16 protein-coding genes are annotated in these 19,311 nt (G+C 35.8%); 8 read left to right on the top strand and 8 right to left on the bottom strand.

Annotated features, from left to right (window positions below; genetic code table 11):
* Positions 1–657: 657 nt before the first annotated feature.
* On the bottom strand, positions 658–3,291 hold the full coding sequence (alaS, locus tag ABWU31_RS01050) for an alanine--tRNA ligase (RefSeq protein ID WP_353271263.1): 2,634 nt from the start codon (positions 3,289–3,291) through the stop codon (positions 658–660).
* A gap of 165 nt (positions 3,292–3,456) precedes the next feature.
* Here alaS and ABWU31_RS01045 point away from each other — a divergent pair, with 165 nt between their 5' ends.
* The 6 genes from ABWU31_RS01045 to tsaD all read left to right on the top strand — a co-directional run bounded on the left by ABWU31_RS01045 (position 3,457) and on the right by tsaD (position 9,295).
* Positions 3,457–3,900 carry a PAS domain-containing protein gene (locus ABWU31_RS01045; protein ID WP_010962890.1) on the top strand — a complete coding sequence of 148 codons (444 nt, stop codon included), beginning with the start codon at positions 3,457–3,459 and terminating at the stop codon, positions 3,898–3,900.
* Between the two features lie 98 nt (positions 3,901–3,998).
* Positions 3,999–4,205 carry a 50S ribosomal protein L35 gene (rpmI, locus tag ABWU31_RS01040; RefSeq protein WP_007548610.1) on the top strand — a complete coding sequence of 69 codons (207 nt, stop codon included), beginning with the start codon at positions 3,999–4,001 and terminating at the stop codon, positions 4,203–4,205.
* 20 nt (positions 4,206–4,225) lie between these two features.
* On the top strand, positions 4,226–4,591 hold the full coding sequence (gene rplT, locus ABWU31_RS01035) for a 50S ribosomal protein L20 (RefSeq protein ID WP_006279340.1): 366 nt from the start codon (positions 4,226–4,228) through the stop codon (positions 4,589–4,591).
* 12 nt (positions 4,592–4,603) lie between these two features.
* The gene (gene fmt, locus ABWU31_RS01030; RefSeq protein ID WP_353271262.1) at positions 4,604–5,503 is read left to right on the top strand and encodes a methionyl-tRNA formyltransferase; all 900 of its coding nucleotides are present in this window, start codon (positions 4,604–4,606) and stop codon (positions 5,501–5,503) included.
* A gap of 358 nt (positions 5,504–5,861) precedes the next feature.
* Positions 5,862–7,373 (top strand): bifunctional phosphoribosylaminoimidazolecarboxamide formyltransferase/IMP cyclohydrolase, encoded by a 1,512-nt coding sequence (gene purH, locus ABWU31_RS01020; protein WP_077188401.1) that lies wholly within the window; start codon positions 5,862–5,864, stop codon positions 7,371–7,373.
* Between the two features lie 914 nt (positions 7,374–8,287).
* Complete coding sequence (gene tsaD / locus ABWU31_RS01015) at positions 8,288–9,295, top strand: tRNA (adenosine(37)-N6)-threonylcarbamoyltransferase complex transferase subunit TsaD (RefSeq protein ID WP_077188403.1); 1,008 nt, start codon at positions 8,288–8,290, stop codon at positions 9,293–9,295.
* Positions 9,296–9,647: 352 nt separating this feature from the next.
* Here tsaD and ABWU31_RS01010 read toward each other — a convergent pair whose 3' ends face one another.
* From ABWU31_RS01010 to ABWU31_RS00980, 7 genes are all read right to left on the bottom strand, one after another.
* Positions 9,648–10,154 carry a transposase gene (locus ABWU31_RS01010; protein ID WP_353271261.1) on the bottom strand — a complete coding sequence of 169 codons (507 nt, stop codon included), beginning with the start codon at positions 10,152–10,154 and terminating at the stop codon, positions 9,648–9,650.
* A protein-coding gene (locus ABWU31_RS01005; RefSeq protein WP_353271062.1) for an IS5-like element ISWpi1 family transposase occupies positions 10,151–10,983 on the bottom strand; the annotation gives its coding sequence in 2 pieces (ribosomal slippage) (positions 10,151–10,614 and positions 10,614–10,983; 834 coding nt in all). Before ABWU31_RS01005 ends, ABWU31_RS01010 begins: the two co-directional genes overlap by 4 nt.
* 27 nt (positions 10,984–11,010) lie before the next feature.
* Entirely contained in the window at positions 11,011–11,232 is a 222-nt protein-coding gene (locus ABWU31_RS01000) for a transposase (protein WP_353271260.1), read from the bottom strand.
* A gap of 197 nt (positions 11,233–11,429) precedes the next feature.
* Positions 11,430–13,817, bottom strand: a complete 2,388-nt coding sequence (gyrB, locus tag ABWU31_RS00995; RefSeq protein WP_077188514.1) for a DNA topoisomerase (ATP-hydrolyzing) subunit B — start codon at positions 13,815–13,817, stop codon at positions 11,430–11,432.
* A 208-nt stretch (positions 13,818–14,025) separates the two neighbouring features.
* Complete coding sequence (locus ABWU31_RS00990) at positions 14,026–14,634, bottom strand: SCO family protein (protein WP_236514420.1); 609 nt, start codon at positions 14,632–14,634, stop codon at positions 14,026–14,028.
* Positions 14,635–14,678: 44 nt separating this feature from the next.
* Complete coding sequence (gene dnaQ / locus ABWU31_RS00985) at positions 14,679–15,374, bottom strand: DNA polymerase III subunit epsilon (RefSeq protein WP_353271259.1); 696 nt, start codon at positions 15,372–15,374, stop codon at positions 14,679–14,681.
* Positions 15,375–15,391: 17 nt separating this feature from the next.
* Positions 15,392–16,042, bottom strand: a complete 651-nt coding sequence (locus tag ABWU31_RS00980) for a Tim44/TimA family putative adaptor protein (RefSeq protein WP_353271258.1) — start codon at positions 16,040–16,042, stop codon at positions 15,392–15,394.
* 164 nt (positions 16,043–16,206) lie between these two features.
* Here ABWU31_RS00980 and secB point away from each other — a divergent pair, with 164 nt between their 5' ends.
* Positions 16,207–16,710, top strand: coding sequence for a protein-export chaperone SecB (gene secB, locus ABWU31_RS00975; RefSeq protein ID WP_006279761.1), 504 nt, complete (start codon positions 16,207–16,209; stop codon positions 16,708–16,710).
* A gap of 14 nt (positions 16,711–16,724) precedes the next feature.
* Entirely contained in the window at positions 16,725–19,310 is a 2,586-nt protein-coding gene (gene acnA, locus ABWU31_RS00970) for an aconitate hydratase AcnA (RefSeq protein WP_353271257.1), read from the top strand.
* Position 19,311: the final 1 nt, after the last annotated feature.

The raw sequence follows: 19,311 nt of genomic DNA, 5'->3' as shown, positions 1-19,311 counted from the left end.
GCAACAAAGCCCACTGGCATCCAGCTTTCTTTATAAATTCACCAAAAGTGCTTCATTCTATAACGCAAAACCCATACTCACCAAATCCAATGCATTACTTGCAATTAAGTTTCCTGGATCCCAGTGGGCTTTGTTGCATCGCTAGCTATGATGGATTAAAGATAAAAAAGGTGGAGAATATCAGTAGCTTATTATTCTGGTATTTATAACAAGAACGGTCAGTGAATACCTAAATTTGAGTAAAAGAAATTTCACTACCACTCACTAATCCGGCTAAAATTCAAGAATTTCAATGCTTTAGCTATTTTCAATAGAATTAAATTTATTAATATAAATAACAAGTTACTATTCTTAAATTTGATCAGATTGATTGCAAAAAAAACAAGATTTTCAATAAGTTGCTTATAATCCTAATTATAGTTAGCCTTTCATAAGTAGCGATGCAACAAAGCCATCCCAGTGTCTGGGCACTGGGATGACACCATCATAAAGGAATCAGTGTCAGCTACTTTCATGACACCATTCTTTTTCCTGGATCCAAGTAGTCGAGCTACTTGGATGACAGCTAGCCTGACAACCGTCATCCCGCTAACAGGTAGCGGGATCTATGCTAAGAGATACCGCGAATGAATCGCGGTATGACGGTGTAGACGATGGTTAAGTATCCCGCTGCTTGTTAGCGCCGCGGCGGTATGACGGTTCGTGGTGGTATGACGTAGAGTGCTTAGAAGCTGTTATTTTGCTATAAATGGCTGTAATGGCATCATCTATTTTATTGCTATCACAGCCTGTTTGTGCAAGTTCAGCATTCCCACCACAGTTCTTTTTAACTGCTATGGATATTAGTTCTTTTGCGCTAATCTTATTGATTAAGTCTTTACTTACTTTAATAATCAAGACTGTTTTATCTTTTTCTGTTGCCGTAAAAGCTATTACCGTTTTTGGTTTTTGTTGCTGCAAAACAAACTCTCTTATTACATTTGCTGGAATATCAGTGAAAGTGTGGCTTATAAAATTTATTCCATTTATTTCGGTGCTTTTTATATTCTCTGCACTCACAAGCTTTTTATATAGGTTTTTTATTTTGGTTTCGGATTTTTTGTGTTCTTGACTTAAAATACTTAATCTGCTTGTTATTTCACTCACTGGCGCTTTTACGAATTCTGCAACTTTTTTTAAGTTAATTTCATTATCACGTACATAATTGATTGCTTCCTGACCAGTTAAAGCTTCAATTCTCCTCACTCCAAAAGCAACAGAACTCTCTGTTACTATCTTAAACAAACCAATTTCTCCAGTATGTTCAACGTGTGTGCCACCACACAGTTCCCTTGAATCTCCAATCTTCACTACTCTTACTTGATCGCTATATTTTTCGCCGAATAACGCCATAGCTCCTTCGTCTATTGCCTGATTCATGCTCTGAATTTTTGTAGACGTAGAAAGGTTTTCTCTGATTAGAGAGTTTACCATATCTTCTACTAAGAATAGCTGATCCTGAGTAACTTGAGTGTTATGACTAAAGTCAAATCGTAACTTATCCGGTGCAACTAGGGAACCTTTTTGAGTGACATGATCACCTAGAATTTTTCTGAGTGTAAAGTGCAGAAGATGTGTAGCTGAATGATTTCTTCTTAAGGTTTGCCTTCTTTCCTTGTCAATGCTTGCTGCAACTGTGTTACCTTTACAAATTGAACCGAACTTAACTATGCATCTGTGCAAATATAGGTCATTAACCTTATTGGTATTCTCGACTATAATAATACTTCTATCAGATTTGATCAGATTGCCAGTATCTCCCACTTGTCCACCTGACTCGCCATAAAAAGGTGTTTTATCAAGTATAATGGTTATCTTTTCTCCCTCCTTTGCAGAATCAATTACTTCATTTTTAGAGGAAACTATAGCTAGTATTTTCGCATCACTTACTTCATTGAACTCATAACCAACAAATTTTGTTTTGCCAAATTTATTGATCAAATCAAACCATACTTGCTCAACAGATTTTTCACCAGATCCAGCCCATTTAGCACGTGCTCTCTCTTTTTGTTCTCCCATTGCATCATCAAAACCCTTTTGGTCAAAATTTATTTTTTTCTCTTTTAAAATATCAAGTGTAATATCCAAAGGAAATCCGTAGGTGTCATATAGCTTAAACGCTGATTCTCCAGGCAAAGTATCGCCCGATTTTAAATCTGTAGTGAATTTCTCCAGGAGATTGATACCTTTCATCAAAGTGTCTTTAAAGTTTTCTTCCTCTGATTTTAACGTCGTTTCTATTAAGCTTTTAGCTCTGACTAATTCAGCTCCCATATAAGCCGAACTCGTGCTATCTATCAACACTGGAAAAATACGATGGAGTAGGGAATCATTATATCCAAGCAGGTGAATATAACGTGTGGCTCTCCTAATTAATCTGCGTAATACGTAATTCCTGCCCTCATTTCCAGGAAGCACTCCTTCTGCGATGAGAAATGCAGCCGCGCGAAGATGATCTGCTATGATCTTATGCGCTATTTTATTTTCCGTTCTTCCACAGTACTCTTGTGATTTACTTATCAGAGCAGAAAATAGATCAATATCATAGTTATCATGGACGTTTTGCATAACAGCCGCTATTCTTTCAAGGCCCATTCCAGTATCGATGCATTTTTTTTGCAATTTGTGTAAATTACCTTCTTCATCTTTGTTAAACTCCATGAATACCAGATTCCAGATTTCAACAATTCTATCGCCCTCTTGTAAATTAGGACTCCCATGGTCATAAAAAATTTCAGAACATGGACCGCACGGACCAGTGCTTCTCATACTCCAAAAGTTATCATCCGTTGTAATTCTTATGATTTTATCACTTGAAAAGCCACTTATCTTACGCCAAATCTCGTACGCCTCATCATCAGTATGGTAGACGGTTATGGATAGTCTGTTTTTATCAAGAGATAACTCTTTAGTGATAAATTCCCACGCAAATTCTATCGCAGTTTCCTTAAAGTAATCACCGAAGCTAAAATTTCCGAGCATTTCAAAAAATGTGTGATGCCGAGTTGTATAGCCAACATTTTCCAGATCATTGTGTTTACCGCCTGCTCTTAGGCACTTTTGACTTGAGACAGCACGTTTCATTTCAGTTTTTTGAGCACCAGTAAAAATATTTTTAAACTGCACCATACCAGCATTTGTGAACATGAGCGTTGGGTCATGTTCTGGAATCAAAGGAGAAGAAGAAACCTGCTCGTGGTCATTATTTACAAAAAATTTTATAAATCTTTCTCTGATTTCGTTTAGCTTCATCGTTTTTATTGAGGTTATCTATAAATAATAAGTTGTAATGGAAATAAAATCAATACCACTCTCTAGATCTCAGAACTTCTAGTGACATGCACCTTGTGGTAAGAAAAAATCAATATATTCACGATAAATTTACCTCATATCTGTGTTTTATATGTGGAAATTGGAATGGAAATTTATGTAGGCAAAGAAAAAAGAATAGCAAATGTGGTGACTCAACACTGGAATGACATAAAAGGATCAGACAGAGATTGGCCAGAAAGGCATGAAATAGACACTGCAGAAATAATGGAATCATGGCAGCATTGTTTTGTCATTGAAGTCAAGGATCAAGGTTATATTTGTGAAAATGCAGGAGAAAAGGCTGTTGAATTCTATGGTTTTGAGAAAAAGACGCGCATTGATAATAAGTATGCAATTGATGCACCATTTTTGCGACTATATAAAATAGATGCAGTTATTGATAAACTTGATACTGTAATAGAGAGTAAATGCCCGATCAATGAAGAGGAAGAAAGTGAAAGTGTTAAAATGAGGCAAGTATTGTTGCCACTTGGGAATAAAGAAGGTATAACACACATATTGGGCGTAATTACTTTTAAACTCCTTTAATATACAATTTTAATTTGATTCTTTAATAAAATTATTTATACTAATGCTTAATTACTATTAAAGAACTCAATAGTAGTGCTTGTAAATTTATTTGGAATATGAAGAAAATAAAATTAAAAACCAAATCTTCTGTGAAAAAGCGCTTTCACCTTACAGCTAAGGGTAAAGTTATTTCTACTCAGTCAGGCAAAAGGCATGGCATGGTAAAGAGAAGTAAATCTAATATTCGTAATCAGCGCGGTACAACGATTCTTGGTAAATCTGACTCGCGTATAGTTAAGCTTCATATGCCTTACGGTATTTAACAAAATGGAGGTAAAATAAAATGGCTCGGGTAAAACGTGGAGTCACTACTCACGCTCGTCATAAAAAAATATTGAAACTGGCAAAGGGTTATAGAGGGCGCGCAAAAAGTTGTTATAGAATTGCATTACAAAGAGTTGAAAAAGCACTGCAATATGCTTATAGAGACAGAAGAACCCGTAAACGTGATTTCCGTAGCTTATGGATAATACGTATTAATGCAGCAGCAAGAGAGCATGGGCTTACTTATGGTAGGTTTATGCATGGTCTTACACTTGCCGGCATTGATTTAAATAGAAAAATTCTTGCTGAGATGGCAGTTAATTATAAGGATGATTTTGCCAAATTAGTAGAAACTGTAAGTGGTAAATTAGCGGAGAATTCTTAAAGCAAAAACACCATGAGAATTATTTTCATGGGATCACCAGGATTTGCTGTTAATTCTCTGAGCTTGTTACTGAAATCAAAGAGCGAAGTGGTGACAGTATACACCAAGGCTCCAAAACCTTCGGGGCGTGGACAGAAGCCAATGAAATCTCCAGTACATGTTATCGCTGAAGAAAGTAACATAGAGGTATGTACTCCTATCTCTCTAAAGTTCTCGGCAGAGCAAGAAAAATTTAGAAATTTCAAGCCAGACGTTGCAGTTGTAGCTGCGTATGGATTGATACTTCCAAGAGAAATTTTGAATATTCCTAAATATGGTTGTATTAATATTCATCCTTCATTACTACCGAGGTGGCGCGGTGCAGCTCCGATACAGCACACAATTTTAGCAGGAGATCAAGAAACCGGGGTTAGCATTATGCAACTGGATGAAGGATTAGATTCCGGCCCTATTTTAAAACAGGAAAAATTTCTTATCGAAAAGAACGATAATTACAAGACATTGCATGATAAATTATCTAAGCTAGGCAGTGATTTACTGCTGAAAGTGCTAAACGAAATTGAAAAACAGCTTCCCTTAAAACAGAACGATAACGATGCATGTTACGCTGACAAAGTGGAAGACTATAAAATTTATGCAAGTGATTCCTGTGAAGTTGCTTATAGAAAAGTTAAAGCGTTTTACCCAAAAGCATTCATCAAGATAGAGAATAAACGTATCAGGATACTTGATGCTGATTTTGAAGCTCTCGCTTCAGAACAAGGTAAGATTGTTAACGATAATATGCACATAAGTTTAAAAGGTGGCACTTTAATTCCTAAAGTTGTACAAATGGAAGGGAGAAATCCTTGTAGTATTGAAGATTTTATTCGTGGCTTGAAATCAAGCATGGTAAAAAAATTTATAGAATAGACTGCTTTGAAGGGAGGGTTAGGAGGGCTAAAGCAACTTCTACAATTTGGTATTCCGCTGCTTGTTAGCGGAATCTACAACAAGATACCGCGTTTTGGTGTACGAACATTGCAATTTGCAGGTAATTTGAGTAGTAGATGGTGTCATTCCAGTCTGGAATCCAGTTTCTATTGTACAGCCACCTGGTGTGCTCATTTAAAGTGAAGTTTTCTGGATCCCAGACTGGGTGACATCTTTCTTGGTCTCTTGTATCACAATGTTCGTACAGTTGTGGATACCGCGGCGGTATGACGTAGTAGCTATATATAGACAAATTTTCTTTTCTTAGATATAATCTTAAAAAACTTTCCATATAAAAATGAAAATAAAAAGAGCTTTAATATCAGTATACGATAAAACGAATATAATTGATCTTGCATCGTTTTTAACGCAGCAACAAATAGAAATTCTTTCAACGGGCAATACTTATAAAGCACTATCTGATGCCGGAATAAAAACGCAAGAAGTATCAGATTATACGCAATTTCCAGAGATACTGGGTGGTAGAGTAAAAACTTTACACCCTAAAATTCATGGAGGAATACTTTATGATCGAGAAAAGCACAAAAAGGAAGTGCAAGATCTAGAAATTGAGCCAATAGACCTGCTTATAACTAACCTATACCCATTTTGGGAGACAGTAAGTAGCAGCTCAAATGAAGAGCAAATTATAGAACAAATTGATATCGGCGGGGTGGCATTAATTAGAGCTGCAGCAAAAAACTTTCGTTTTACTTCAGTTATTTCTAGCATTCAAGACTACGAAGCACTAAAAGCTGAGATGATAAAAAATAACAATGAAACAACATTGGAATATAGAAAACACTTAGCAACCAAAGCATTTGCTCTCACTGCACACTACGATTCTAATATTCACAGTTGGTTTTTATCCCAGAGTAAAAATAATGAGTTACCAGAGTTTTTTGCTCTATACGGGCATAAAGTACAAGAACTCAGGTATGGTGAAAATCCCCATCAAAAAGCTGCATTTTATAGTAATCAATTTACAGAATATCCGTTGGAAAAACTACATGGAAAAGAGTTGAGTTATAATAATATAGTAGATATAGAGTCCGCACTTAACATAATTTCTGAGTTTAAAGAGCCTGCAGCAGTGATAATCAAGCATAATAACCCATGTGGCGCTGCTATTGGTAATAATGCTTTGGAAGCATATGAAAAAGCTCTATCGTGCGATGAAGTAAGCAGTTTTGGTGGTATAGTTGCCTTAAACCGGGAGATAGATTTAAAGCTAGCGGAAAAATTAAACGAGATATTTTTGGAAGTAGTGATAGCACCATCGGTAAACAATGAGGCACTAAAAATTTTACAAAGAAAGAAAAATTTAAGAGTGATTATTCATAAATCTTTTCAACAAAATGTGAAATACCAAACTAAAAATGTTATTGGTGGGTTTTTGGTGCAAGAAAATAATGACCACACAATAAAAGCAGAACAAGTAACAAAGTGCACTACAACAGAAAAAGAAAAGGAAGATCTTATTTTTGCCTGGAAAATATGTAAACATGTGAAATCCAACGCAATAGTTATAGCAAAAGATGGTTGTGCTATTGGCATCGGCGCAGGGCAAACAAGCAGAATAGATAGTGTGAACATTGCAGTGAAAAAAGCAGGTGAAAAATGTAAAGGTGCAGTGCTTGCTTCAGATGCATTTTTTCCATTCCCAGATAGCATAGTAGAAAGTGCAAAACATGGAATTACAGCTATAATTCAGCCCGGCGGCTCGCTGAAAGATCAAGATGTGATAAAAGCTGCAAATGAAAATAAAATTGCTATGTTTTTCACTGGCGTTCGCAGTTTTTTCCATTAGGCTTTGTGTCTTATCGTCATACCGCCGCGGTATCTCTAGATCCCGCTAACACGTAGCGGAATGACGAGGTATAAACCATCGTCATGCTGCCGCGAACCGTCATACCGCGATTCATTCGCGGTATCTCTAGATCCCGCTAGCGGGATGACAAATATACCGCCGCGGCGCTAACAAGAGATCCCGCTAACACGTAGCGGGATGACGGTTGTCAGCCAAGTAGCCCCCTATGATGTCATCCCAGTGCTTGACACTGGGATGGCTTTGTTGCATCGCTACTTATGAAAGGCTAACTATAATTAGGATTATAAGCAACTTATTGAAAATCTTGTTTTTTTTGCAATCAATCTGATCAAATTTAAGAATAGTAACTTGTTATTTATATTAATAAATTTAATTCTATTGAAAATAGCTAAAGCATTGAAATTCTTGAATTTTAGCCAGATTAGTGAGTGGTAGTGAAATTTCTTTTACTCAAATTTAGGTATTCACTGACCGTTCTTGTTATAAATACCAGAATAATAAGCTACTGATATTCGCTATCTTTTTTATCTTTAATCCATCATAGCTAGCGATGCAACAAAGCCCACTGGGATCCAGGAATTTTATTAAGTTGGTAAGCATAAAAATAGCCATTTTATGTAAAAATACAACATTTTGATGATTATGAAAAAGCTGGATCCCAGTGTCAAGCACTGGGATAACATCATAGAGGCACTGGAATGACACCTTCCTAGTGGAAATTGCTCTCAAATCATAATGTTCGTACAGTTGTGGATTCATTCGCGGCATCTCATCAGCTAACAAGCAGCGGGATGACGGTTGTCGGTAAATCTTTTAGCTGTAGAAGTTAACTTTGCAGTTAACTTCTACAGCGTTTCAAGATATAGTTTTGATAATAAAGTGCTCGAATATACATGAAAACCATTTTAGCTGTTGAAACAAGCTGCGACGAAACTGCAGTAGCGATTGTAAATAGTGACAAGCAAGTCCTTGCTCACAAGATTCTTTCTCAAGTAGAACACAAAAAACGCGGTGGGGTGATTCCTGAGATAGCTTCACGTGCTCATATGGAACATTTAAGTGGCCTGATAAAAAGCGCTGTAAAAAAATCTAACCTTAACTTTTGTGACCTCAATGCAATTGCAGCAACATCAGGACCAGGACTCATAGGTGGATTAATAGTTGGTACAATGATGGCTAAAGCAATTGCACATGTGGCACAAAAACCGTTCATTGCAGTGAATCACTTAGAAGCGCATGCATTGGTTATTAGGTTACTGCATGAGGTAAAATTTCCATTTTTAGTCCTACTAATATCAGGTGGTCACTGTCAATTTTTAATTGCACAGGATGTAGGTAAATACATTAAACTTGGAGAAACGCTCGATGATTCACTAGGAGAAGCATTTGATAAAGTTGCTAAGATGCTGGGTTTAAGCTATCCCGGAGGGCCATTAATTGAAAAGTTAGCTAAAAAAGGCAATGGTGCAAGATTTAAATTGCCAAGGGCAATGATAAAACGTTCTGGATGTAACTTTTCGTTTTCTGGAATTAAAACAGCAGTAAAAAACTTAGTGCAAGAACTTAAAATGAGCGAGCAAGATGTGTGTGATGTATGTGCTTCGTTTCAAGAGTGTATTAGTAACATACTGCTGGACAGGGTTAGTAATGCGATTATTATGGCCGAATCTTTAAATATCAAAATCAATGACTTTGTGATTACCGGTGGAGTTGCAGCAAATAATTTCTTGAGAGAAAAATTAAAACAACACATAAACTTAAACATATTTTTTCCTCCCAACAACCTATGTACAGATAATGCAATAATGGTTGGATGGGCAGGAATTGAAATGTTACAGAAAAGCTATATAGATTCTCTCAATTTTGCACCAAGACCTAAGTGGGAGTTAGAGAGTTATTAAAAGCTCTCAATTCTGAATTATAGCTAAAGTGACTTAGGTTCTCTAATTGCACATAAGTCAACAATAATTTTCACACAAATCAAAACAGCATATCTTCTCCATAATCCTTGGTAATTTTACATAAGTTAAAAGTAGCATATGGTTCTCTCCGCGGTCTGAGATGACAATAAATTTGTCAAGCCGCATTATACTTGTTAGGCGGAAGTGGACGGCAACATATTTACCACGAAGTCTAACTAAGTTCTTGCTTGTCCCTTCCATCGGCATTGCTATCTTTATTTTCAATAAAATTATTGTCCTATGCTCTTTTGATGTTTATTGATAATAAAATTCTGTTTTATCAACCAACATCCTATGCATAATTACAGCTAATTTTCTTGCTACTGCTACGATTGCTTTTTTCATTCCTTTTTTCTTCGCAACCCCAGTTTTTTAATTTAAATGTCCTCTTGGTAACTGTAAGCATTGTTTGTGCAGCTTCATATAACATACTTCTACATTCCGCTGGTCCCATCTTTGATATGCTGCCATGCCGATCAACTTCTCCAGAAGAATATTGCCTTGGTGTCAACCCTATATATGCTCCAACTGTATCAGATTTCTCAAACCTATGTGGGTTATCAATTGCAGCTTTATACGTCATTGCTACTATAATCCCCACTCCTGGAACAGTAGTTAACAATTTACAATCATCGTCTTTTTCACCTTGTTCTGAAAGCATTTTGTCAAGCTTTCTTAATGACTTTTCTATTGCTTCCAAACTACAAACTAACGCTTCAATTGAACTCCTACTGATTTCATCCAAATTATTTATTGCCTCTTGTATTCTTAGAGGTTGTCCGGAAACTAGTAAATTCAAGCATATTCCCTCTTTAACATAACCCTACTCATAGCTAGGTATATGAAATTCTCAGTGGATGTTGTGAGTAAATCATACTCCTTCGATAGCCTTCTATTCCTATTAACCCAAGCAAAAGTCCTTTCTACAACCCATCTTCTTGGCTGTACTTTAAACCCTTGTTCTCTTGTTGGTAGTAGCTCAGGTGGCGTATCTTTGTGCACCCAAAATCTACATGGAGGCCTTGTAACAATTTCAATATCTATGTCATATTCTTCCTTTATGTGATTCTTTGAATTTCTTCCTTGGTATCCCATGTCAGCCCACATTTTTTTAACTTTAGTATATTTTGTTCTCATATTGTTTAATGCTATTTTAATACCATCTCTATCATTTTCGTTAGCAGCGCCTACGTAACAACCTAGTATAAAACCCTGAGTGTCTGTAATTATATGCCTTTTTCTACCCTTTACTTTTTTACTTCCATCATAGCCTTTGATCCCCCCTTTTCTGTAGTCTTTACAGATTGACTATCTACTATACAGGCACTCGGCTGCTCATTCCTTCCTATTTTTCTTCTACTATATTTTGTAATTTCATAATTCATTTTCTCAAAAATTCCCTGCTTCTTCCATTGCCTGAACTGCTCATACACAGTCTTCCATAGCGGAAAATCATTTGGTAAATACCGCCATTGACACCCTGTACGCAATACATAGAAAATTGCTTCTAATATTTCTCTTTTGCTATACTTTGGCGGCCTTCCTCCTTTCTTGTATGATACTCTGAAGTGTTTTTCTATTCTTGCCCATTCCCTTTCGCTTAGATCTGTTGGATACTTTTTTCTCATCTTTACCCCGTACTAAAATTTCAGATATTATAGCCTTTTACTTGTTTCCGGACAACCTCTAAATAAACAAGTTATTATGTGCACCAAAATTACAACTTTATCGCTATAAATATTGTTGCCACCTGGTATTTTTGGACCATTCTCGTACCACTTTTCTATGGCTTCGTTGATATAATGAAAAATATTTCCTCTTTTTTCTAGAAATTTGTTATATTCGCTATGGTTACTGACCCTCATTTTTTGTGGCATATTTTTTCTTCAACAGTTAAATCGCTATTTATAATGAATTTTGTCAGTAACTGCCAGTTCTTTTCACTTGAGCGATGCAACAAAGCCATTCCAGTGTCAAGCACTGGAATGACACCGTTATAAAGAAACCAGTGTCAGCTACTTGAATGACACAGTCTTTGCTTAAACCCGTAACGTTCGTACATTTTGCTAAAAGTTCAAATATCAACATCATGCACGTTGAGTGCATTGCTATTAATAAAATCACGGCGTGGTTCAACTATATCACCCATTAGTATTGAAAATATGGAATCAGCTTCTTCACAATCTTTTATTTCAACCTTTAGTAAAGTTCTAGCCTCAGGATTTAACGTAGTATCCCATAGCTGATCAGCATTCATTTCACCAAGACCTTTAAATCTCTGCAGAGTTAAACCTTTTTTACCATAGTCCATTATTATTTTTGCAAGCGTACTTGGAGAAGTGATTCTTATTTCAGTTTCTTGTGACTTTAAAAATGAATCACCATTAAATAAATTACTTATACCATCAAGCAAACTTAATATGTTTTGCATATCTTTGCCTTCAAGCATACTAAGTGCAAATATATATTTGTCTGCCAATCCTTGAAACAATTTAGAGATATGAATTTCTTTTTCTTCATCTTTTATTTCCACTTCCCAAGTGTATTCGCTGTACATTAACTTCAAATACTTTAATATCTCATCAGCCGATGATAGAGCATTCTTTTTACTTAAAATTAGCAATGACTCTAAGAGATTTTGTGGTATTTCTCTATCATAATTTTTGCTAATATTAGAAATGCTAACGCATTTATTCAAAATAAGGCGCAAATCGTTAAATTCTGTAGCTGTACTACTTAGTGTTAATCTTTTAACTGCTGAGTTTATTATATACTCTTCAAAAGTTTCGTCATCTTTAATATAAGTGTCTTTAGCATTCTTTGTAACTTTATAGAGGGGTGGCTGTGCTATGTATAAGTAGCCTTTTTCAATAACTTCACGCATGTGTCTAAAAAAGAAAGTCAGAATCAAAGTTCTTATATGTGAACCATCAACATCTGCATCTGTCATGATGATAATTTTATGATATCTAGCTTTTTCAATATCGAAGTGTTCACTCCCTATTCCAGCACCAATTGCAGTAATTAAAGAGCCTATTTCTGCAGATGAAAAAATACGATCTAAACTTACACGTTCTACGTTTAGAATTTTTCCTCTTAAGGCAAGCACTGCTTGTGTTTTACGATTACGCCCCTGCTTTGCAGTACCACCTGCTGAATTACCCTCTACTATAAATAATTCCGATAACTCAGGGGCTTTTTCCTGGCAATCAGCAAGCTTTCCTGGCAGAGTTGCAATATCAATATTGTTTTTGCTTTTAACTAGCTCTCGTGCTTTTCTTGCGGCTTCTCTTCCTTTTGCTGACCTAATTGCTCTTTCTACTATGCTTGCCGCCAATTTGGGATCAGTTTCAAGGATTGTGCTCAATTTATCAGAAACTATACTTTCTACAACTGCACGTGCTTCAGAACTAACTAGTTTATCTTTTGTTTGTGAAGAAAACTTAGGGTCAGGCATCTTGAGAGATAAAACACAAGTTAAACCTTCTCTAACGTCCTCTCCAGTTAAATTTACTTTTGCTTTCTTTAAAAACCCTTCATTAGTTGCATAGTTATTGATACATCTAGTTAGTGCAGATCTAAATCCTGCCAAATGCGTACCACCATCTCGTTGCCGTATATTATTAGTGAAACACAACATATTCTCATAGTAGGAATCATTCCATTCCATCGATATTTCCAAGCTGATGCCAAGATCTTCTGCATCTCCTTTCATACTGGCAATTTTAGTTACATGTGTCTTATTCTTATCTAAATACTGCACAAAATTTGCTGTACCAAAATTGTCTTTAGATTGATTGCTCTGATTGAAATGAGATTCTGTATATGGTTCATTGCGCAGATCACGTAAAGTAATGTCGATATTTGAATTTAAAAATGCTAATTCTCTTATACGACTTTCAAGCGTTGAGTAACTGAAATTAATGCCATTAAAAGTCTCTGTTGATGGCATGAACGTGACTTTAGTTCCTCTTTTGTTTGTATTTTCGTTGACTACCTTTAAAGGTTCAATAGACTCACCATCTTCAAAACGCATAAAGTGTTCTTTCTTATTGCGCCAAATAGTTAATTCCAACCAGCTTGATAATGCATTCACAACTGAGATTCCAACACCATGTAATCCCCCAGAAACCTTATAGGTATTGCTGTCAAATTTACCACCAGCATGGAGTTGAGTCATTATTACCTCTGCTGCTGATATTCCTTCTTCTTCATGAATGTCAGTTGGAATGCCACGACCATTATCAGTTACAGATACTGAACCATCTGCATTTATACTAACTTCAATTTTATCACAATATCCAGCTAAAGACTCATCTATTGCGTTGTCAACAACCTCATATACCATGTGGTGCAAGCCAGATCCATCGTCAGTGTCACCAATGTACATACCTGGACGTTTCCTTACAGCATCAAGACCCCTTAAGATTTTTATTGCATCGGCATTATAACTATTTTCCATGGTATTGCTTCGTTTATGAATGTTAATTAATATTACATTCATATATGCTGATTAGCAACATTTTTAAACTGATAACCCATATTAAAAGCACAATTTTACGAATGTTTATTTTTGAAGACAGCAAATAGTGTCATTCCAATGTGTCTTCCAGGTGGAGATTAAATTATAACGCTCATGCAGTTGCGTAATTAACAGAAGAATCTATAATTCAGTTTACGTATTTTCTGATCTCAGCCAAAATCTTATCAGATTGACTTTCGTCTGAATTTAAATCGGCTGCAAAGTGTGTAACATATTTTCCTCCAGGGCCAATAAGATATATTATCGAAGAATGGTTGATTTCTTCTTCTCCACCAACTTTGCTTGCATATACTTTGTATTTCGCAACTACTTCGTCTATTTTTTCTCTTTCACCAGTTAACATTTGTATTCTGTGGTCAAATTGCTGCTGAAATTCTTTAAGTCTTTCCGTGCTATCGCGCTCAGGATCAACTGTGATAAAAAATGTTTGTAGCTTGTTGTTAGTTTTCTCATCTAACTTTGCAAGTGTTTCTGAAATTATTCCAAGGTTCATAGGGCAAGTTCTTTTGCATGAGGAAAACCCAAAGAAAATCATCATGTATTTATCTTTAAAATCACTACTGCGCAGGATCTGTCCGTCCTGATTAATTAAAGAAAAATCTCCGCCTATCTTAACTTCTGCGTTGTGAATCGCTACTGGGGCAAATATGCCTTTTTTAGTGAAATAACAATAACCTAAAAAAACAACTGCTAATGCTGCTAGCACATTAGATAACAATCTTACAAACCTTACCATTAGAATGCTCTCAGTAAAATTAAATTGTATCTTTATTGGTTGATCTATTCAATACATTTATTCCAAAGTGTATTGTTAATTTTGTCTAACAGTTTCTTATGTTCATCAATTTCTTCACTATTTGGTGAATGTTCTCTGGGAGTTAGATTACGCGCTTTATGCTGAACGAATGTAGAGTTACTGTCCTGACTGCATTCATTATCAAACAGAAAGGTTTGTAACCCTCCTGTAAGTTCAACATATACCTTTGCAAGCAATTGAGCATCAACTAGTGCTCCGTGCAATTCTCTATTCTCTAGCGATATATCAAAACGCTTACATAATGCATTCAAAGAAGCAGGTGATCCTGCGAATTTTTTCCTCGCAAGAGGTAATGTATCTAGCACTCTATCTGAGGAAATTAACCCAGCATTCAGCTTGCTTAACTCCATGTTAAGGAACTTAACATCGAATTCAGCGTTGTGAATTACCAAAATATCATTAGATATAAAGTCAAGAAATTCAAGTGCAACATCTGAAAATAATGGTTTATCTTCTAAAAATTCTTCACTAACACCGTGAATCTTAAATGAGTGATAAGGTATATCTCTTTCTGGGTTAAGGTACCGATGGAATACTTTACCTGTTGGAATGCGGTTAATTAATTCCACACACCCTATTTCAATAATTCGATGACCAGATCCAGTGTCAAGACCTGTCGTTTCAGTGTCAAGTACTATTTCGCGTAGCTTGCTTTCCATTTCAAAAAAAACTCATCTTACTTGTCATTTGTCTTATCGTTACTTGTCTTTTTATAGTGAATAGAAACAAGCAACCAGCTTGGGTCTGATGAATTAACACTTTTTTTGAATTGCCATACATCCTCAACTTTATTAATGGTGGATGTACTACCTGATATGATATCCCCTTTATTATTCTTAACGAAGTTAATTTGCTCTGAAAGGAAATATACTGCAATAAACACTGCGTTTTTTACTAGCTTTATTTCTAAAATCTTTTGTGAAACAATAGAAACAATTATAGACTCGTGCACCTCTTTACGATGTTTAATCTTCTCTGCAAAATTATCATATAAGTCTTTATCGAGAAGTGGTTTTAACTGAGACAAATTTCCTTGATTGAAACATTTTATTATTAATTCAAAAGCTATGCTTGAACCTTCTATAAAGTGGGAAATAGAAAAATCTTTGTTTTTTTTTAATATTTGTTTATAAGTAACTTTTATTGAATTTTCATCATTGCTATCAATGTAACCCTCAATGTTTTCTACTACATCTTGTCTACTTCGGCTTACATCCAATACATTAGTTAGCTTTTTTAGGTTGAGGTTGGCTGACCTTCCTAAAGAATTATACAAACGTGAAAAAATGAACGCCGCTAATAAAGCATATATTACAAGCTCTATCATAGTAACTCAACTCCTTGGCATATAAAGTATCCGAACATTATTAATTATTAATGAAAATATGTTTTTCATATCAACTTATAATCAGGTTTGCTATTCGTTTGTAAATGAATATATTATATAAGAAAGTATTAAATATCTCAACTTAATTAAAGGAGACGTAAGAAATGCCACAACAAAAAATGAGAATTCACGGTCAATATGTTAAAGATCTATCATTTGAGAATCCGAATTCGCCATTCCTTTCTTCTAGTAAAGCTCCAGATATTAATGTAATGGTTAATATCAATTCAGCAAAATTAGAAGGGACGAAAAACAAAGAAGAAGTGAATGAAGAAAAATCTTTCCATGAAATTACTTTGCATATAGAAGTCAAAGCAACGGTAAAAGATGAAGGCATAAAAGATGGCGTAGCTTTCATTTGTGAGACGAAATATTGTGGTATTTTTTCAATAGAAAATTTAAAAGAGTTGAGTGAGGAAGAGGTAAGACAAGCTTTGTTTATTGGCGGACCTACTTTTCTTTTCCCTTTTGCAAGAGAAATAATTGCAAGAGTTACAAGTAGTGGTGGATTTCCCCCACTGATGCTAGATCCTATAGATTTTGAAACTATGTATGAGCAGCAAGGTCAACAACAAAAAAGTAACGGTAGTAATTCCAATTTTAACTAATATGATGTAACTTGATGAATAATTCTTTAAACGCAAAAACGACTTTAAACATTGACGGGAAGTCATACAACTATTTTAGCCTAAGTAGTGTTAGTGAATTTTTAGGAATAGATGTGACTAAATTGCCCTGCTCACTTAAGGTTCTGCTTGAAAATTTATTGCGCAATGAAGATGGAGTAAACGTAAAGCTGGATGACATAAGAGTGCTAGCAGACTGCGTTAATAAACACACTAATCACGAAATTAGCTATAAACCAGCAAGGGTGTTGATGCAAGATTTTACAGGGGTTCCTGCTGTTGTTGATCTAGCTTCAATGCGGAGCTATGTTAAGAAAAATGGAGGAAACCCGAGCAACATAAATCCGTCTGTACCGGTTGATCTTGTGATTGACCATTCTGTTCAAGTAGATAGTTATGGAAGTGTTTCCGCATTCAGTAAGAATGTTGAGCTAGAAGTAAAAAGAAATTTGGAGAGATATCAATTTTTAAAGTGGGGGGAATCGTCCTTCACAAATTTTAGAGTAGTGCCGCCTGGCACAGGGATTTGCCACCAAGTGAATCTTGAATATTTAGCGCAAGTTGTGTGTAATAATGATGGAGTCATATATCCTGACACTTTAGTTGGTACTGACAGCCATACTACAATGGTTAACGGATTATCAGTTCTTGGTTGGGGTGTTGGAGGCATAGAAGCTGAGTCTGTGATGCTTGGTCAACCAATTAGTATGGTGATTCCAGAAGTAGTTGGATTTAAATTAATTGGCAGATTGCCGGAAGGAGTAACTGCGACTGATTTAGTGCTGACGGTTACCAATATCCTAAGAACAAAAGGCGTTGTTGGTAAGTTTGTAGAATTTTATGGTGATGGTTTAGATTATTTATCTTTGGCAGATAGAGCCACTATAGCAAACATGGCCCCAGAGTATGGTGCAACTTGTGGGTTTTTTCCAATTGATCAGAAAACACTCGATTATTTACATTTAACAGGGCGACCAGAAAAGCTGATTAAGTTAGTTGAGGCTTATGCGAAAGAGCAAGGATTGTGGCGTGGCAATAATGAGTTAGCATTTTTTGACGCACTAGAACTTGATTTATCGAGCGTGAAGCCAGTAATGGCTGGTCCTAAAAGACCACAAGATAAGGTTTTTCTTTCACAAGTGGCAGAGTCTTTTTCTAAATCATTTTCAGTTAATGAGTCAAAGGAAAGCGATAAACTCCAAGATGGAAGTGTAGTTATTGCAGCAATAACAAGCTGCACTAATACCTCAAATCCAAGTGTGATGATTGCTGCAGGTCTTGTAGCTCGTAATGCAATTAAACTTGGATTAAAATCAAAGCCTTGGGTTAAAACTTCTCTTGCTCCAGGGTCACAAGTTGTAACAGAATATTTAGAAAAGTCTGGATTGCAGGTAGATCTAAATGCTTTGGGTTTTAATCTAGTTGGATATGGTTGCACAACTTGCATTGGGAATTCTGGTCCACTTAATAAAGATATAGAAAATGGCATTAAAAACAAAAACTTAACCGTTGCTGCAGTTTTATCTGGCAATCGTAACTTTGAAGGAAGAATTCATCCGTTAGTCAAAGCTAATTACTTGGCATCTCCGCCACTTGTTGTTGCATATGCACTTGCTGGTACTGTGCAAATTGATCTGACAAAAGATTCAATATGCAAAGATAAGAATGGAAATGATGTCTATCTCAAAGATATATGGCCAACAAACAATGAAATCGAAGATTGTGTTAAAAGTGTGGTAACACGTGAGATGTTCATACAAAAGTATAAGGATGTTTTTTCTGGTGATGAACATTGGCGAAAGATAAAGTGTGAAAAAAGTGAAATCTATAATTGGGATGCAAACAGCACTTACATACAAAATCCGCCTTATTTTGATAACTTATCACCTAAAAATAATAAAATCGATATAAAGGGTGCACAAATATTAGCAATGTTTGGCGATAGCATAACTACTGATCATATTTCCCCTGCGGGAAATATTGCCTCGAGTAGTCCTGCCGGTCTATATTTAAAAGGGCTTGGAATTGAACCACAGGATTTCAATTCATATGGATCTCGTCGTGGTAATCACAATGTAATGATGCGTGGGACTTTTGCTAACATTAGAATAAAAAATGAAATGGTTAGCACCGAAGGTGGATATACAAAATATATTCCTTCTCAAGAAACTATGCCAATTTTTGATGCGGCGATGCGCTACAAGGAAGCTCTCATCATTGTGGCAGGAAAGGAGTATGGCACAGGTTCAAGTAGGGATTGGGCAGCAAAGGGTACTTTATTGTTGGGGATTAAAGTTGTAATTGCAGAAAGCTTTGAGCGTATACATAGGTCCAACTTAGTTGGTATGGGTGTTCTTCCACTTATATTCCAAAATGGAATAACCAGAAAGATATTTGATGGTAGCGAGGTAATAAGCATAAAAGGTGAAATAGTGCCGAGTGGAAATCTAGAATGTATCATCAAAAGAAAGGATAATTCAAGGCAATCAATTCAACTCAAATGCTTTGTACAAACCGCAACTGAGACTAAATACTTGATGTGTGGTGGAGTGTTGAGCTACATACTTGCACAATCTTTTTGAT

This window comes from Wolbachia endosymbiont (group A) of Alloplasta piceator (genome assembly GCF_964028505.1).
GTDB classification, from domain to species: Bacteria; Pseudomonadota; Alphaproteobacteria; order Rickettsiales; family Anaplasmataceae; genus Wolbachia; species Wolbachia pipientis.
This window is presented reverse-complemented; position numbering and strand designations above follow the sequence as displayed.

Coding starts and splice junctions, on each gene's coding strand:
- rplT (WP_006279340.1), top strand. CDS start 4,226: ATGGCTCGGGTAAAACGTGGAGTCACTACTCACGCTCGTCATAAAAAA.
- gyrB (WP_077188514.1), bottom strand. CDS start 13,817: ATGGAAAATAGTTATAATGCCGATGCAATAAAAATCTTAAGGGGTCTT.
- ABWU31_RS01045 (WP_010962890.1), top strand. CDS start 3,457: ATGGAAATTTATGTAGGCAAAGAAAAAAGAATAGCAAATGTGGTGACT.
- alaS (WP_353271263.1), bottom strand. CDS start 3,291: ATGAAGCTAAACGAAATCAGAGAAAGATTTATAAAATTTTTTGTAAAT.
- ABWU31_RS01000 (WP_353271260.1), bottom strand. CDS start 11,232: ATGCCACAAAAAATGAGGGTCAGTAACCATAGCGAATATAACAAATTT.
- dnaQ (WP_353271259.1), bottom strand. CDS start 15,374: ATGGAAAGCAAGCTACGCGAAATAGTACTTGACACTGAAACGACAGGT.
- rpmI (WP_007548610.1), top strand. CDS start 3,999: ATGAAGAAAATAAAATTAAAAACCAAATCTTCTGTGAAAAAGCGCTTT.
- secB (WP_006279761.1), top strand. CDS start 16,207: ATGCCACAACAAAAAATGAGAATTCACGGTCAATATGTTAAAGATCTA.
- purH (WP_077188401.1), top strand. CDS start 5,862: ATGAAAATAAAAAGAGCTTTAATATCAGTATACGATAAAACGAATATA.
- acnA (WP_353271257.1), top strand. CDS start 16,725: ATGAATAATTCTTTAAACGCAAAAACGACTTTAAACATTGACGGGAAG.
- fmt (WP_353271262.1), top strand. CDS start 4,604: ATGAGAATTATTTTCATGGGATCACCAGGATTTGCTGTTAATTCTCTG.
- ABWU31_RS00980 (WP_353271258.1), bottom strand. CDS start 16,042: ATGATAGAGCTTGTAATATATGCTTTATTAGCGGCGTTCATTTTTTCA.
- ABWU31_RS00990 (WP_236514420.1), bottom strand. CDS start 14,634: ATGGTAAGGTTTGTAAGATTGTTATCTAATGTGCTAGCAGCATTAGCA.
- tsaD (WP_077188403.1), top strand. CDS start 8,288: ATGAAAACCATTTTAGCTGTTGAAACAAGCTGCGACGAAACTGCAGTA.